Here is a 14,375-nt window from a genome sequence, read left to right as displayed (position 1 = left end):
ACTGTTGAGCGTTCATGAGCGAACGCAGTGCTATCCTGCCGTATGGCCACCATCAGAGTGAACGGCGTCGACCTCGGTGTAGAGAGCTTCGGCCGCGAAGAGGACCCCCTTGTGCTGCTCGCCGGCGGAACCACTCTGTTGTCGTGGCCCGACTCGCTCTGCGAACGGGTGGCCGAGGGCGGGCGCAGAATCGTTCGGTACGACCTGCGTGATTCGGGTGCTTCAACCACCAAAGACCCGGAGAACCCGACGTACGACCTGCGCGATCTTGCCGATGATGCCGCGGACCTCGTCACAGCTCTCGGCGCGGAGTCCGCCCATCTCGGCGGGCACGGTGTCGGAGGCATGATCGCCCAAGTTGCTGCGCTGGATCATCCGGAGTCATTTTCGGCACTGACGCTGGTGAGTACCCGACCGGTTGCGCCTGGCCCTGTCGATGATGACCTGCCGGACCATGATCAGACGGTGATGTCTGCCGTGTTCTCGAGACTTCAGCCTGAGTGGACGAACCGCCGAGCCGTAGCCGAGTATGCAGCTGGCAGCGCCGCCATTCTGGGCAACGATCCCGCACAGGCGCTCGAGATCGCAGCTCGGATCTGGGACCGAACTCCGACATCGGGGGCCTCGGTCCACCAGGCGAACCAGTTGGGCATGACCTTCTCCCGGATCGACTGCTCACCACGCTGGCGAGAGCGCCTCGGTGACCTGCGAATACCGAGTCTGATCGTCCATGGTCGAGCCGACCCCTTCTTTCCCGTCGGCAACGGTGAAACGCTTGCCGCAGAGATCCCTGAAGCGCAGCTGCTGATCCTTGAGGAGATGGGGACACAGATACCGGAATGGGCGGCCGGCGACATCGCGAACAGTATGCTCGGCCTCTGAACCCGAAAGGAATCCCTTGCGCATACTGCTTCCCGAGTCGCTCGTCCCGGTCTATCTCAAGGCCACCGGCGCGAATCGTCCGTTCGTGACCGAAGAAGGAGCGCGCCGACGCATCGGCGAGCGCTTTCTCCGGCCTGCCTCCTACGGTCCGCCCTCACGCTTGGAAGGCGTACGAGTGGACCGTCGGCTGCCCGATCCGAACGGATGGCCGGTCTATGACGTTGAACCATCGGCTCCCGCCGGCCACAAGACACGGCCGAAGTCTGTTGTTGTCTACGTCCACGGTGGAGGCTGGGTCAACGAAATCGCTCCCCAGCATTGGACGCTCATCGCCCGTATTGCTCGAGAGACGAATCAGCGCGTCATCGTGCCGATCTACCCGCTGCTGCCCTTCGGCACCGCGCGAGAGGTCCGCGACGGCGTCGTGGACCTCTCGCGCCGTACTCGCCTCCGGTCAACAGTTGCGACTGGCTGGAGATTCCGCCGGTGGTCAGATTTCGCTTTCTGCGGCACTGTGGCTTCGTGACGAGGGAGTGAAACTGCCGACCACGATGCTGTTGGCACCGGCTTTGGACCTGACGTGGAAAAATCCGCAGATCGACGTGGTCCAGCCCTTCGCCCCCTGGCTGGGCCGCCCCGGTGGGCGAATCTTGGGCGAGGAATGGAGCGGTGACGATGAAATTGTCGATCCGGTGGTCAGCCCCCTGTTCGGCGACATGGTCGGGCTTGGACCGCTGACGATCCTCGCCGGAACACGAGACGTGCTCAACCCGGACGCGCATGTGCTGAGGGACAAAGCCCGTGACGCCGGAGTGCCAGTGGAGTGGCACGAAGGCGAAGGCCAGCTGCACGTCTATGCCCTCCTGCCGACGAAGGCAGGGGAGCAGGGGGCGAGGGCAATTGTGGAGAGCCTGAGACCGACCACGTGAATCAGTCAAGCCCGAGCTTGCGGACTCAGCTCACCTCGGCGATGCGGGTGTACGGGTACCCAGATTCCCGGTTCTGAAAACTCAAGATGCTCGGATTCTTGACCTCACCGTTCTGGATCTCGATCGCTCGGGAGATGGTGGGGACCTGTGCCCAAGCATCCGGTCCCTCCAGAACCGTGCTCAGATAAGGCAAGATCGCTTCGCTGATCTCCCAGGTCGCGGAGTTCCACAGGTATGACGGGGTGTGGTCGACGGCGTAGTAGTTGACACCTTGTCCGACTGTGAACATCGGATTCTCGAAGCCTGTGGGCGTCGCCCATTCGAAGCCCATGCCCTCATCGCATGAGACATCGATGATGAGGCTGCCGGGAGCGAACTCCTTCAGGTCCTCTGTGCGCAGGTAGGTCATCGGTGCGGAGACATCTTGGAGCGTGCAGTTGAGCACGATGTCGTGTGAGGCGAGGAAGGTCGGGAGGAGCACGTCGCCCTCGTCCGTGACCACCGTCGACAGGTGGGTCGGACCGTCGCCGGTGTTGAGCTGGGTGATATGTGCGCTGTGAATCGGTGAACCCACAGCTGAGGCCCCTCTCTGCGTGAGGACCTGGATATCGTAGATCCCCTGGGCCTTCAGCGCAGTGACAGCACCGCGCGCGGTGGCACCGAAGCCGATGACGACCGCACTCATTCGGGGACCATAATCACCGGTCGAGCCGCGAAGGCTCAATGCGTGCTGGACAGAACAGTAGCCGGCGAGCTCGTTGTTCTTGTGAAATACGTGCAGGCTGAAGTCTCCCTGCCGAGTCCAATGGTTCATCGCTTCGAAGGCGATGAGAGTGAGCCGACGATCAATAGCGGTCTGCGCCATCGCCTCATCCTGCACGCAGTGCGGCCAGCCCCACAGAACGCGGCCTTCGGGAATCGCCTCCACGTCTGCCGCCTGCGGTTTCGGCAGTAGGAGGACCTCAGCGGACTCGATGACTTCGGAGCGTTCCGCGACTCGTCCGACACGAGACTCGATGTAGCCGGGCTCCAGCTGGAAATCCTCAGCATAGCCGCGTTCGACGATCATTTCAGCTCGTACCTCGGGGTCGATGCGATCGAGGTGATGAGGGTGAATCGGGAGTCGCCGTTCGTTCTCCATCGAAGAACCGGCAAGTAGGCCCAGAGTGAGAAGACCGCTGGTGGGCGTCCTATCATTCGCCGAGGCGGTGGAGTCGGCAGTGGTCGGTTGAGCGGTGCCGGTCATCCGGCCTCCCATCGTTGGGGAACCAGAGTCAGCTCCCCCTCGACTATAGCCGAGCCATCCCGGAACCGGCGTTCCGCGCAATCAAGGACACCCCTGAGGCGTGAGCATATTCAGGACAGCAGTCGTGCGAAGTCTGTGAGAGCCTGGTGTCCAACCAGTTCTCCTGGCATCAGTGGGAGCTCGGACAGAGGGATGTCGGGCAGCATCAACCGCACCCTTTCAACCTGGGAGTCCTCCGCGTCACGGCGATCCTTGAGCAGTTGCCCCGCGTCAGAGGGGGAACGCCGATTGGCGACGAGCGCCGCCAACGGTACATCGATGGCCTTGAGAGACTCTGCCAACTCCAAGGTCTCCGCAACCGGCATCCTCTCGGGAGTGAATACGACGAGGAATCCGGTGCGCGAACGGTCAGTGACGACCTTTCGCAGATTCTCGAAGCGGTCTCTGCGGCGAATGAGCGTGCGACGGAGCTCAGCGTCAGCCTCGGCGGCGGGATCAGCGCCGGACGTGCCCGCGATGCTGCGCATTGCTGCCGAGTAGCGTTCTGAGCGATCACGATTCTTCAAAAGTGATTCGGTCCAAGTCGTCAGCTGCGCAGGCAGTGTGAGGAGCCTGAGTGTGTGGCCGGTTGGAGCAGTGTCGAAGACGACGAGGTCGTACTCGTCTATCCCCAGTGCGACTGCGTCGGCCACTCGTTCGAGAACCGCTGATTCGAAGCTGCCAGGAGCTTCCCGCGCCAGGGCCAGATGACGCTGCGCATGGGGACGCATGCGTTCGGGCAACATCCGCCTCATCATGCGTTCGACGGAAGCCAGGTGGCGTTCGAGTGTGGCCTTCGGATCGATCTCCATTCCATCGACGAGTCCGTCGGATGCGTCAGTGAAGGCAATCAGCCGCTCGGGCGCATCGCCGACCTCACGGTCCCAGAGATGCCCGAGGTTGTGGGCCGGATCCGTGGAGACGACGAGGACGCGCTGTCCCTTGAGCGCGTGCGCGACAGCCAGGGACGAGGCTACCGTGGTCTTGCCGACGCCGCCCTTTCCTCCGACGAAGACGACACGAAGGCCGTCTATCGAGTTCAACAGCATGCGATGTGGTCCAGAGGTGAGTCGGGCATGCCCATGCGGCGGTGCCAGGCGTGGAAGTCCTGGTAGAGGCTGGGGAGGAACTCCGCCGTGTAGTAGGCGGCGGGATCCGGTACACCTAGTGCTTCGCCCAGAACGATCAGCGTGAAGAAGTCGTCCTCACTCTGTTTCTCCCGGGCAAACATCTGACGGTATGGTCCTTTGTAGAACTCGTCCAAGCCGTCGCGGAACGCGGCCCAGCGCTGGGCGAACTCACTCGTCCAACGCTGGGCCGCGTACATACCGCTTTCATCGGGCAATGATCAGACCTCTTCGCGTACGGCTTCGATCTTCTCATCGGCGTCCTCGGGCTCCGGCGGCTCCGATCGAGCTCGGATGATCGCTCTGATGCCTTCGATCGCTACGAACACGCTGCTGACGATGATGATGCAGTCGATCGCGAAGAGCAGCCAGTCCGCGCTTCCCGGTGTTGCGAAACTGAAGAGCTGGTCGATCGCGGCCCAGAACGACATGACGAATACGATGGCCAACGGTATGAGCGCCGGCCACGGGTTGCGCCGCTTTCGGATGAGCATGACCGCGAGGATCATCAACGTCAACGATGCCATCAGCTGATTGGTCGTACCGAAGAGCGGCCAGATGCGCAGACCGCCTTCTCCTCCCAGTCCCTGTGAGAATGTGAGGCCCATGCCCAGCACGACGACGACTCCTGTCGCCGTGTATTTGCCGATCCTGAGGTTGACGCGTTCGCCCATCTCTTGGACGACGAATCGCATCAGACGGAATCCGGTGTCGAGCGAAGTTGCGGCAAACAACACTGCCATCGTGGCGAGAACGGTGGTGCTCAATGACGCAGGCAGGCCCAGACCTGATTCCATGAGCATGCCGCCGCCTTGGACGAACGACTGCACACCGGCTTCACCGAACTTGCTGTAAAGCTCTTGCCACTCAGCAACGGTGCGAAGTCCGGCGGAGATCGCGATGATCGTTCCCAGTGCTAGGAGTCCCTCACCAACCGCACCGAAGTACCCGACGAATCGGGAATCAGTCTCCTTGTCCAGCTGTTTGGAGCTGGTTCCGGAGGAGACCATGCCGTGGAAACCTGAGATAGCGCCACAGGCGATTGTGACGAATAGCAGCGGCACGATGCTGGGGGTGCCCTCCGGAACATTCATGTTGATGGCAGGAGTCACGATGTCGTGGGCACCGTCGGCGACGAACATGCCGATAACCACAGCCCCGTAGAGAAGGATGAGGCCGATGAACAGCTGCACGCCGTTGATGTAGTCGCGCGGCTGCAGAAGCACCCACACCGGCAGCAGAGACGCGAACGCTCCGTAGATGAACAGCGTGAGGATCCAGAAGACGGTCGGCGTCATGCCGAGGAAGGTCTCCGGCAGGACGACGGGTACAGCATCGCCGAGGACGATGAGACCGTAGAGAGCGATGACGCCGACGATGGTCACCGCCACCAACGGCATGCGCAGGCGGTATACGGCTACGCCGACGAGCAGTGCGACGCCGATCGCGCCCCAAGTCGGAATGACCGCGGTCGGAGTGGAGATGAGCAGTCCGGTGATGACAACGGCGAATGCTGCGATCACCATCAGCAGCAGAATGAAGATCACGATCAGGAACAGGCCGGCGCCGCGTTTGCCGATGTAGCGGCCGGACAGCGCACCGATCGACTGGCCCTTGTTTCGAACCGACGCCCATAGCGCACCGAAGTCGTGCATACCGGCGAAGAAGACAGTGCCTAGTGTGACCCAGAGGAACGCGGGTACCCAGCCCCAGATCAGCGCGACGGCCGGACCGACGATGGGTGCGGCGCCCGCAACCGAGGTGAAGTGGTGGCCCCAGAGGATGAATTTGTTCGTCGGGACGTAGTCGACCCCGTCTCTGAGTTCGTGAGAGGGTGTGCGGAATTCGTCATTCAGGCGATAGACGCGTTTCGCGAGGTACTTCGAATACACAAGGTATCCGAGTGCCAGGATCGCGAGACCGATCACCATCAGGAGGACGGGACTCATCAAGTGTGCCTTTCGTCATTGCGTCATTGCGCAGACGGATTGAAGTTCAGTCGGTGCTGTGCGCCAGTATACCAACGTCAGAGTTTCGTTTGAACTTCCTCAGTAGTCAGTGTGAATGAGTCAGTGTGACTGGTTGAGAGCTCCTGCAGCGAAGGCGGCCTGACCGACGTGAACGGCGGCATCGTCGACGATCGAAGTCAGTCGTACTCCGCGGGTGACCGGGGGAGTCCAATTCTCGTCGATCACGTCATCGAGATCGGTCTCCGAGAGTTCGCTGACGTAGCGACCCAGCGCGCTGAGCGTGGCTTCCACATAGTCGACGAGCAGCTGCTGATCATCGACTTTGATCTCAGCCGCCTGCTCCGGCGTGTGCCCGAGACCGACTGCATCACCGGATTCTCCCAACCCGAAGCGTTCACGGAACTGCCCCCACACCTGCTCGTCACCGGTGAGGTCAGAGAGCTGGACATCGACCTCGCGTCCGCTGTGCCAGAGTAGCCATGCAATCGAATTGGGATGGTCGCCGGGGTGGGAGTTGAGCTGTTCGGCAGTGAGGGCCGGCAGGCGCTTGGCTGCGTCGACAGGGCGCTGAGCCACATCGGTGAGAATCTCAATGCTGTTCATATGCCCCATTGTGCTCTTCATTGCCATCCATGTCATGCGGCAATGAGGTTCTGTCGTCTGCACGCGCCAGGTTCAGGCGCGCACCTCAGTCGAGCCTCGGTCGTCTGCGATTGCGTTTGATCTCGGAGCGCAGGAGCTCTGCTCGGACGCGTCGACGGCGGGAGTTCCTCGATGGCTTCGTCGCCCGACGTTCCACAGGTGGGGCGAGCGCTTCGCGCAGCAATTCGGCCAGCCGTTCTCGTGCGACGTTGCGGTTGCGCAGCTGAGAGCGCTGCTGTTCGGAACTGACCGTGAGCACAGTGCCCGAAAGCCGCGCCGCAAGTCGCTGAAGCACACGATTGCGCTGCGACTCGCTCAGCACGGTCGTCGACCCCAAGTCCACGCTCAGCTGCACCCGGGAATCTGAGGTGTTGACATGCTGTCCACCGGGACCTGACGACCGTGAGAACTGCTCCGCCAGTTCACTCGATGGCACCACGAGACCCTGAAGAATCCCAGGACCGGCGGGTACACGCAGGTCATCCATCGAGTTCAGTCTCCTCTCGCAGCCGCGGCACGACCTGTTTTTCGGGCCGAATGCCTGACTTATCGGCGTAGAAGGCGCGGACTCGATCCATGTCGGCAGAGATGTCACCGGTGATGTCGATCGTGGGTCCGAGCCCGGTGGTCATCGTGGTCCGATCGACGTAGCCGAGTGTGACCGGCATGCCGGTCTTCTGGGCGATTCGGTAGAAACCTGACTTCCAGTGGGTGTGGCCACCGCGGGTTCCATCAGGGGTGACGACCAGGCCGAAGACTTCACCAGCGTGGACACGTTCGATCACCTCGGCGACAATGCGGCTGGGATCTGAACGGTCGACGGGAATTCCGCCGAGCCCGCGCATGATCGGATTGCGCCACCCCTTGAAGAGGCTGTGCTTGCCCAGCCAGTGCACCTCGATTCGCTGAGTCCAGGCGATCGAGAGCATGAGGACGAAGTCCCAATTGGATGTGTGAGGGGCACCGATGAGTACAGTGGGTCGGTTCGGGGCGGGCTGGGTGACCAGCTTCCAGCGGCTGAATGTCCAGAAGGCGCGGGCAGCAAGGCGTCGAAGCATGCCCTCTACGTTAGAGGACTTTGTTCGCCGGAGGCGAAGGCAGACCGACTGTGCCTGAAAGAGTCAGCATCATCGGATCTGCTTCGCATAGCGTGTGTGCGCGCCGGAGAGGAGTTCGAACAGCTGCCGGTGTGAAAGCTCAAAGCCGGTGCGGAGCATGATTCGTCGGGCGAAGGGACCTGTGCGGCCACGTCGCTGGACGGAGCCTCGAGTCAGGTAGTAGACGACGTATTTGGGTCCTGGTCTCGGGGTGGCCGTGTCGAGGGAGATCCGTTCGATCTCATTCCACGACACAAACGTCGCCGGCAGAACCACCCCGCGGTGGGACTCTATGAGACCGGCACCTGAGACCACGAGCGCATCTGCCCGGCGGAGGCGAACGGCAACGACGATCGGAGCCACGACGATGCAGCCGATGAGGCCGATGGCGATCGCCCACATTCGCGGATTGAATGCGAAGAGCATCCAACTGACATTCTGATCAAGACTGCTCGTTACGATGAGGAACGCGAGACCGACGAGCACTGCACCGGTTGCGAGCGCTATGCACAGAATGATGACGAGTCTTCGGGAAGATGTTCCCACGACGACACTTCGCCCACGATCCATCGCATGCAGAGCAGCAGCGGTATTCGGGGGCCTCGACATGGCAATGAGAATACCCGTTGTGGAATAAATCGCAGTCATTTGGGGCTGTGCCCAGTGTCAGCGCCACCAGCACACCGACAAAGGAGAAGCACATGTCTGATGCAGACCGCGTAGTCATTCTCGGAGGCCACGGAAAGATCGCCCTCATGGCCGCACCGAAGCTGAAGGAAGCCGGATACTCGGTGGATTCCGTCATCCGCAATCCGGATCAGACCGCCGAGGTGGAGGCTGCAGGCGCGAACGCCGTCGTTCTCGACATCGAATCGGCCGACACCGGCAAGCTCGCGGAGCTCTTCACCGGAGCAAAGGCCGTGGTCTTCTCGGCAGGTGCCGGTGGCGGCAATCCTGACCGGACCCGCGCTGTGGATCTTGAGGCAGCGAAACGCTCCATCGACGCCAGCGCACAAGCAGGAGTCGATCGCTACGTCATCGTGTCCTATGCCAGTGCGGGCGTCGACCTCGACCGGGTCGACCCGGAGAGCTCGTTCTACCCTTACGTTGAAGCGAAGCACGGAGCAGATGAGCACCTGCGTGCAAGCTCCCTGAATTACACGATCCTCGGGCCCGGCGGTCTGACCTCGGAGCCGTCGACGGGCAGCGTGCTGCTGGCCGATGGCGCCGGTGACGTCGATGGCACGACCCCGGACAGTGACACGCGAGTGACCTCACGTGAACTCGTCGCCGATGTGATGACCCATGTCATCGCCAACGATGCCGCGAAGCGAGAGACCGTGAACTTCTATGACGGTGACACTCCGATCGCCGAGGCTGTGAAGTAAGACGTCGCGACACACGTATTTCGCGTCACACAGATGGGGAGATCGAACTGAGCGTTCGGTCTCCCCATTGGCGTGCTTACGACGTCTTCACCCTCGATCTTTCCTGTTCCAGAGTTGGTGGGTCAGACCACTCGACGAGCCGATCGTCTCGATCGTGAAGCGGTCCTCGATGCCGCTGATGCCATCCCACAGCGAAACACCCGTGCCCAACGTGATCGGAACGATCGCCACGGCCATGAAGTCGATGAGGTCAGCGGCGAGGAACTGGCGAATGGTCGACGGACCACCGCCGATGCGCACGTCGAGGCCGTTCGCGGCGTTGATCGCCTGCTCCAGTACCGCCTCGGGAGTGTCATCGACGAAATGGAAGCTCGTCCCGTTGGGAAACGCCATCGCCTCCTTCGGATGGTGGGTGAGGACGAAGCACGGGGTCTTGAAGGGCGGTTCCTCGCCCCACCAGCCGCGCCAACCATCATCGCGCCATGGTCCCTCCTGCGGCCCGAACTTCCTCCGACCCATAATCTCGGCGCCGATGCCCTGTCCCCACATTGCGAACAGCGCGCGATCAAGTGTGACGGGCCCATCGACGCCGCCGATCCCTTCGATTCCCTGTCCGTCGAACCAGCCGAAAAGTGCTTGGGCACCGCCGATCGGCTCGTCGAACGTCACATAGTCGCCGGCGGAGTAGCCGTCCAGTGAGACGAATTGACTGTGTACGCGTACTCGAACCATGATCACTCCGATGTGATAGTCAGCGATGAGTGAGTCAAGCGTAGAATGTAGTGATTGCCGATTGCAACCACTTGGGAGGATGAATTGCGAAGCGAACCGCGCTCGGGCTGCGCGATCAACGCGGCCGTCGAAGTCCTCGGTGATTCCTGGAGTCTCATCGTGCTCCGCGACATCGTGTTCGGCAATCGCCGCCATTTCCGCGAGCTCCTTACCCTCAACGACGAGTCAATCGCCTCGAATATGCTCGCCAGTCGCCTGAAGAAGCTGGTCGACGAGGGATTGCTGACCCGGGCCGACACGGTGCGCGGCCAAAAGGCCGCCTATTCCCTCACCGAGGCGGGAATCCAAGTGGTGCCGGTCATGGTCGCCCTCGGCGCCTGGGGAATGAACCATCGTCCGACCTCTCACGAGCTGACAGTGAGAGCCCGAATTCTCGCTGAGTCGCCCGAGCTGGTCGACGATCTCATGGACGAACTGCGGGAGGCCCACCTCGGCGTTGCGCGTCCTGAATCTCCTCGGCCACGGGCCTCGGAGCGTCTGCAGGCCGAGTACGAGGCTGCTCTCGGAGAGACGTGATGAGGGAGTCGATTCGGTGAGACTGCCCGCAGCGTCATCTGAGGTGGGAGCCGGGAGGTGTGCCGCGAGGGGGCAGCGCTAGGTGATCCAACTCCCTGTGAGCGATGATCGAGACGATCTCGATCAGCTTGCCGTCAGAGACTGTGCATGCCATGAGTCCCAATGTGCGGCCGCTCGCCGTCGATACGAGGATGCCGGGTTCACCGTTGACGCCGACCCGACGAGCCTCGATCCTCTCCGGATCCCCACGTCTGACTGCAGCCAGCACGTCGTTTGCCCCCAGCTGAACTGTGTGGCCATGCGCCGTGCAGCGATGCCAGGTGACGCTCGGATCGAGAACATGCAGCAGGGCGTCGAAGTCACCGTCTCGTGCAGCGATAAGGAATGCATCGACGGCTGCGCGCCTCTTTGTCAGGTCGCCGCTGGGGGCGGGGACATCTTTGATCTTGCGACGAGCACGGCTGGCCGCCATCTTCGCGGCCGCGCTTGATCGACCGATGATCGTGGAGATCTCGACGAACGGAACTGCGAACAGGTCGTGAAGGACGAAGGCGAAACGCTCTTCTGGCTGCAGTGAATCGAGCACAATCATCATCGCGGGGCCAAGTGAGTCCGACCGGACTGCGGAGTCTTCCGGGTCGTCCTCGTCGTCGGTGATGACGGCTTCGGATATCCAGGCATCAAGAGACGATTCACCGCGACTCCTGCGACGGCGCAGGACATCGAGACAGATGCGTCCGACGACCCGGGTGAGCCAGCCGCCGAGGTTGTCGACGTCCTCAGGGTCCTGTCTGTTCAGTCGGATCCACGCCTCCTGCACGGCATCCTCTGCGTCGGTGCCCGATTCGAGCACCTTCGCTGCGAGTGCGGTGAGCCGCGGTCGATGGAATTCGAAGTCCGAGGCCAAAAGAGATTCCTCGATGGCTGTTACCTTTCTGCGCCGCGCTGCGTCATCAGGGTGAAGGCCCGAACGGGCACATACGAACACGAAGGAACGTGATGATGAATATCGTACTGTGGATTCTTGCCGGCATGCTGGCGGTCGCATTCGGAATCGGCGGCGCCGCTCAGATCATTCTGACCAAGGAACGCTACCGTTCGCTGGCCCGCAGCCAGCACTGGGTCGATGACTTCGGATCGAGGCACGTCAAGGCGATTGGAACGATCAAGATCATCGGCGTGATCGGCCTCGTCCTGCCTCCACTTGTCGGCATCTTCCCCGTTCTGTCTCCACTGGCCGCATGTGGTCTGATGCTGGTGATGGCAGGGGCGGCAACGACGAGATTCCGGCGCAGCGAATGGGGCCTGATGGTCGGCGACACGGTCTATCTGCTGGCTTTTGCATTCCTCGCCTGGGGCCGGTTCTCACTGGCGCCATTTGGCACGTGAGTGCGAAGAGGACCTTGTCAGCACCGCGGCTGTGTGCTTCTATGGAGTAAGTGATTGCAGAATGCAATTGCTGTGGATGTTGAACCCACTCATCGATCTCACAGGAGCGATCATGTTCACCGGACTGATGGCCAGCATCACCGTCAATGATCAGGACCAGGCGCACGGCTGGTACTCGACGGTCTTCGAGCGAGACCCTGATGTCGCGCCGATGCCGGGACTGCTCGAATGGCATTTCGGAAGCGAGTTCGGACTCCAGGTCTGGACCGAGCCGAAGCGCGCCGGCTACTCGACCGCGGTCATCGGAGAGTCGGACCTCGATGCACTTGCCGATCGACTGTCCGCCGCCGGCATCGACCATGGCGGGCTGCAGCCGGGCGGTGGTCAGCGGATACTGCAGATCGCTGACCCCGACGGCAATCGAATCGTGTTCTCCGGTGAGTGAGTCTGCAATGAACCCCATGACCGACACCAGTCGACTGAGCACGGAGATCGCACGTCCCCGCGGGGACGTCTGGGAGGCTTTCGCCGACACCGAAGCCAGGCAGGAGTGGAGCGTGCCCGATGGTGATGGCCTCATCTATGACTACGACGACTTCCGTACGGGCGGCAGCGCTCGATATCGGTGTGGGATCCCCGAAGTGCTCGAGTTCAATGCGGCCATCGACTACGTCCGCGTCGAAGAGGAGACATTCGCCGTCCACACCGACACAGTGTGGCGCGGGGGCGAACTCCTTGCCACGGGACTGATCACTTGGTCCTTCACCGACGTCCCCGCGGGGACGTCGGTGACGATCGTCGACCAGGTTGTGTCGTTCGTCGGAACCGGCATGATCGAGGGCAGTCGAAATGGTCACCGAATCGCCCTCGAGCAGCTAGGCACCTTCGCCGCCGGCCCAGGGCAGGTCCGCTCCAGCACGGCTGACGGTGATCGCCGCCCGACGTGAGGCATTCTCGCCGAGGTGTGTGAGCGCATCTTCGTTCATGTCCTGGAGTCGTGGACGGGCGCCCTGCAGGTCGTGCACAAGGGAGGCCATGAAGGTATCTCCGGCACCGATCGTGTCCCTCACCTTCACTGCTTCTGCCGGAACCCTCACCCTCGCCGAGGCGGTCGAGAGGATCGAGTCCTCCGATCCGCAGGTGAGTGCGACCAGTTTGGCCCCGAGGTGAAGGATCCGACCGATCTGGGCATCGGCACTCTGACCGGGATAGAGCCAATCCGCGTCGACATCGCTGAGCTTGACGACATCAACCCGTGAGGCGAGAGACTCGAACCGAGCCAGTGCCTGTTCTCGGTCCCCGACGATGGAAGGCCGGATGTTGGGGTCGAAGCTCAGTAATGCCGAGGAGTCTCGTCTGCGCTGGAGAAGAGAATCGACGGCGGCGGCACCGGGGGAGAGGAATGCTGCGATCGAACCGACATGGATTGCCGCCCAGTCGCCGCTGTCGACCAGCGATGCATCGGGGTCCCAGCGCAGTGAGAACTCGTATTCGGCAGAGCCGTCCGCTGACAGCAGCGCTCGTGCCGTCGAGGTCGAGCCGGTCGGGCGTGCATGCACACGGACGTGCGACTCCCGCAGGTGAGCCAGAAGGAACCCACCGTGAAAGTCATCTCCGACATCGGTGAGCAGCTCGGCATCGGCACCGAGGCGCCCCAGGCCGAGAGCGACATTCGCCGGCGCCCCGCCCGGAGCATACCGATCCGGTGATCCGGCCGAGCTGACGATGTCGATGAGAGCCTCACCGATGACAAGAATGCTCATGGGCTCGAGTCTATGCGCACACGACCGTTCGGGTCCCTCATCAGCAGGAATAGGACACATATAGTGCAGAGGTCGACTTTGCCATCAGTTCATGTCAGTGCCGTCTGGAATCGTTGACGCATGGACAAAGACACCATGGAATCAGAAGTCAGAACGATCGTCGATGCAGCCTCAGCTCGCATCCTCACGCCGAGGGCAGGCGAATGCTTGGTCTGCTACGTCTTTCGCCAGCTCGGAGAATTCGGTTGCGACGGAACACATCGCTTCGCCCTGACATTTCGGGACCGAACAGCTCCTCGGGCCACAGCGCTGATGGAACGCTTGGGAAGCATGGGCGCCTGCTGCTGCGACTGCGAGGTATTCAACAACGCATACACGTTCGCATCACGACCGTGGATCACCGGGGCCTCATTCGGGGAAGCCATCGGCACAGGGTTCGAATCCCAAGAGCCGGTCGACCTGCGTGAGGAATTCGGCATCAACGAGCCACCCGCGAAGATCTTCTACCTGTGCTGCCAGTTCGTGCGTCGAGGCTCGACGCAGCCCTGCCCGAACTGGGTGCGAATGAGTCGGTGGTGAGAAGCAGGGCGATTGG

At 62.0% G+C, this 14,375-nt stretch carries 20 protein-coding genes; 9 read left to right on the top strand and 11 right to left on the bottom strand.

Features of this window, described 5'->3' with window-relative positions; translation table 11 throughout:
• The first annotated feature begins 42 nt into the window (after positions 1-42).
• From HU144_RS14655 to HU144_RS19285, 3 genes are read left to right on the top strand one after another with little or no spacing between them, the layout of a single operon-like run.
• Positions 43-882, top strand: a complete 840-nt coding sequence (locus HU144_RS14655) for an alpha/beta fold hydrolase (protein WP_235351938.1) — start codon at positions 43-45, stop codon at positions 880-882.
• Between the two features lie 16 nt (positions 883-898).
• The gene (locus tag HU144_RS19290) at positions 899-1,408 is read left to right on the top strand and encodes an alpha/beta hydrolase fold domain-containing protein (RefSeq protein WP_268825925.1); all 510 of its coding nucleotides are present in this window, start codon (positions 899-901) and stop codon (positions 1,406-1,408) included.
• Entirely contained in the window at positions 1,344-1,811 is a 468-nt protein-coding gene (locus HU144_RS19285; RefSeq protein ID WP_268825924.1) for an alpha/beta hydrolase fold domain-containing protein, read from the top strand. Before HU144_RS19290 ends, HU144_RS19285 begins: the two co-directional genes overlap by 65 nt.
• A gap of 25 nt (positions 1,812-1,836) precedes the next feature.
• Here the strand turns inward: HU144_RS19285 and HU144_RS14645 are convergent, their stop codons facing one another.
• The 8 genes from HU144_RS14645 to HU144_RS14610 all read right to left on the bottom strand — a co-directional run bounded on the left by HU144_RS14645 (position 1,837) and on the right by HU144_RS14610 (position 8,541).
• Positions 1,837-3,057: a N(5)-(carboxyethyl)ornithine synthase gene (locus HU144_RS14645; protein ID WP_235351937.1), complete on the bottom strand. Its 1,221-nt coding sequence runs from the start codon at positions 3,055-3,057 to the stop codon at positions 1,837-1,839.
• A gap of 110 nt (positions 3,058-3,167) precedes the next feature.
• Positions 3,168-4,145: an ArsA family ATPase gene (locus tag HU144_RS14640; protein ID WP_235351936.1), complete on the bottom strand. Its 978-nt coding sequence runs from the start codon at positions 4,143-4,145 to the stop codon at positions 3,168-3,170.
• Positions 4,136-4,441, bottom strand: a complete 306-nt coding sequence (locus HU144_RS14635) for a cory-CC-star protein (RefSeq protein ID WP_395949342.1) — start codon at positions 4,439-4,441, stop codon at positions 4,136-4,138. Before HU144_RS14635 ends, HU144_RS14640 begins: the two co-directional genes overlap by 10 nt.
• Before the next feature lie 3 nt (positions 4,442-4,444).
• Positions 4,445-6,172, bottom strand: coding sequence for a carbon starvation CstA family protein (locus HU144_RS14630; protein ID WP_235351935.1), 1,728 nt, complete (start codon positions 6,170-6,172; stop codon positions 4,445-4,447).
• Between the two features lie 120 nt (positions 6,173-6,292).
• The gene (locus tag HU144_RS14625) at positions 6,293-6,796 is read right to left on the bottom strand and encodes a mycothiol transferase (RefSeq protein ID WP_235351934.1); all 504 of its coding nucleotides are present in this window, start codon (positions 6,794-6,796) and stop codon (positions 6,293-6,295) included.
• 85 nt (positions 6,797-6,881) lie between these two features.
• Positions 6,882-7,322, bottom strand: a complete 441-nt coding sequence (gene arfB / locus HU144_RS14620) for an alternative ribosome rescue aminoacyl-tRNA hydrolase ArfB (RefSeq protein WP_235351933.1) — start codon at positions 7,320-7,322, stop codon at positions 6,882-6,884.
• On the bottom strand, positions 7,315-7,893 hold the full coding sequence (locus HU144_RS14615; protein WP_204233889.1) for a 1-acyl-sn-glycerol-3-phosphate acyltransferase: 579 nt from the start codon (positions 7,891-7,893) through the stop codon (positions 7,315-7,317). The genes arfB and HU144_RS14615 overlap by 8 nt, the downstream gene beginning before the upstream one ends.
• Positions 7,894-7,962: 69 nt before the next feature.
• Positions 7,963-8,541, bottom strand: coding sequence for a hypothetical protein (locus HU144_RS14610; protein ID WP_235351932.1), 579 nt, complete (start codon positions 8,539-8,541; stop codon positions 7,963-7,965).
• A gap of 92 nt (positions 8,542-8,633) precedes the next feature.
• Here HU144_RS14610 and HU144_RS14605 point away from each other — a divergent pair, with 92 nt between their 5' ends.
• Complete coding sequence (locus HU144_RS14605; RefSeq protein ID WP_235351931.1) at positions 8,634-9,320, top strand: SDR family oxidoreductase; 687 nt, start codon at positions 8,634-8,636, stop codon at positions 9,318-9,320.
• 87 nt (positions 9,321-9,407) lie between these two features.
• Here HU144_RS14605 and HU144_RS14600 read toward each other — a convergent pair whose 3' ends face one another.
• Positions 9,408-10,052 carry a dihydrofolate reductase family protein gene (locus HU144_RS14600; protein WP_235351930.1) on the bottom strand — a complete coding sequence of 215 codons (645 nt, stop codon included), beginning with the start codon at positions 10,050-10,052 and terminating at the stop codon, positions 9,408-9,410.
• Positions 10,053-10,106: 54 nt separating this feature from the next.
• On the opposite strand from HU144_RS14600, the gene HU144_RS14595 reads away from it, so the two are divergent.
• On the top strand, positions 10,107-10,628 hold the full coding sequence (locus tag HU144_RS14595; protein WP_235351929.1) for a winged helix-turn-helix transcriptional regulator: 522 nt from the start codon (positions 10,107-10,109) through the stop codon (positions 10,626-10,628).
• 34 nt (positions 10,629-10,662) lie between these two features.
• On the opposite strand, the gene HU144_RS14590 is transcribed toward HU144_RS14595, so the two are convergent.
• Positions 10,663-11,535, bottom strand: coding sequence for a sigma-70 family RNA polymerase sigma factor (locus tag HU144_RS14590; protein ID WP_235351928.1), 873 nt, complete (start codon positions 11,533-11,535; stop codon positions 10,663-10,665).
• Positions 11,536-11,627: 92 nt separating this feature from the next.
• Here HU144_RS14590 and HU144_RS14585 point away from each other — a divergent pair, with 92 nt between their 5' ends.
• The 3 genes from HU144_RS14585 (at position 11,628) to HU144_RS14575 (ending at position 12,964) form a co-directional block, all read left to right on the top strand.
• Positions 11,628-12,017, top strand: a complete 390-nt coding sequence (locus HU144_RS14585; RefSeq protein ID WP_235351927.1) for a DoxX family protein — start codon at positions 11,628-11,630, stop codon at positions 12,015-12,017.
• Positions 12,018-12,093: 76 nt separating this feature from the next.
• Positions 12,094-12,462 (top strand): VOC family protein, encoded by a 369-nt coding sequence (locus HU144_RS14580; RefSeq protein WP_235351926.1) that lies wholly within the window; start codon positions 12,094-12,096, stop codon positions 12,460-12,462.
• Between the two features lie 16 nt (positions 12,463-12,478).
• Positions 12,479-12,964 (top strand): SRPBCC domain-containing protein, encoded by a 486-nt coding sequence (locus HU144_RS14575; RefSeq protein WP_235351925.1) that lies wholly within the window; start codon positions 12,479-12,481, stop codon positions 12,962-12,964.
• On the opposite strand, the gene HU144_RS14570 is transcribed toward HU144_RS14575, so the two are convergent.
• Positions 12,893-13,780 (bottom strand): carbohydrate kinase family protein, encoded by an 888-nt coding sequence (locus tag HU144_RS14570; protein ID WP_235351924.1) that lies wholly within the window; start codon positions 13,778-13,780, stop codon positions 12,893-12,895. The two genes, HU144_RS14575 and HU144_RS14570, sit on opposite strands and share 72 nt — an antisense overlap.
• A 120-nt stretch (positions 13,781-13,900) precedes the next feature.
• Between HU144_RS14570 and HU144_RS14565 the strand changes: the two genes are divergently transcribed.
• Positions 13,901-14,359 carry a DUF2695 domain-containing protein gene (locus HU144_RS14565; RefSeq protein ID WP_235351923.1) on the top strand — a complete coding sequence of 153 codons (459 nt, stop codon included), beginning with the start codon at positions 13,901-13,903 and terminating at the stop codon, positions 14,357-14,359.
• The last annotated feature ends 16 nt before the right edge of the window (positions 14,360-14,375 follow it).

Origin of the sequence: Brevibacterium sp. UCMA 11752, assembly GCF_021532235.1 — a bacterium.
Taxonomy (GTDB): domain Bacteria; phylum Actinomycetota; class Actinomycetes; order Actinomycetales; family Brevibacteriaceae; genus Brevibacterium; species Brevibacterium antiquum.
Note: the sequence above shows the minus strand (reverse complement) of the source record. Positions and strands in the feature narration are given on the sequence as shown.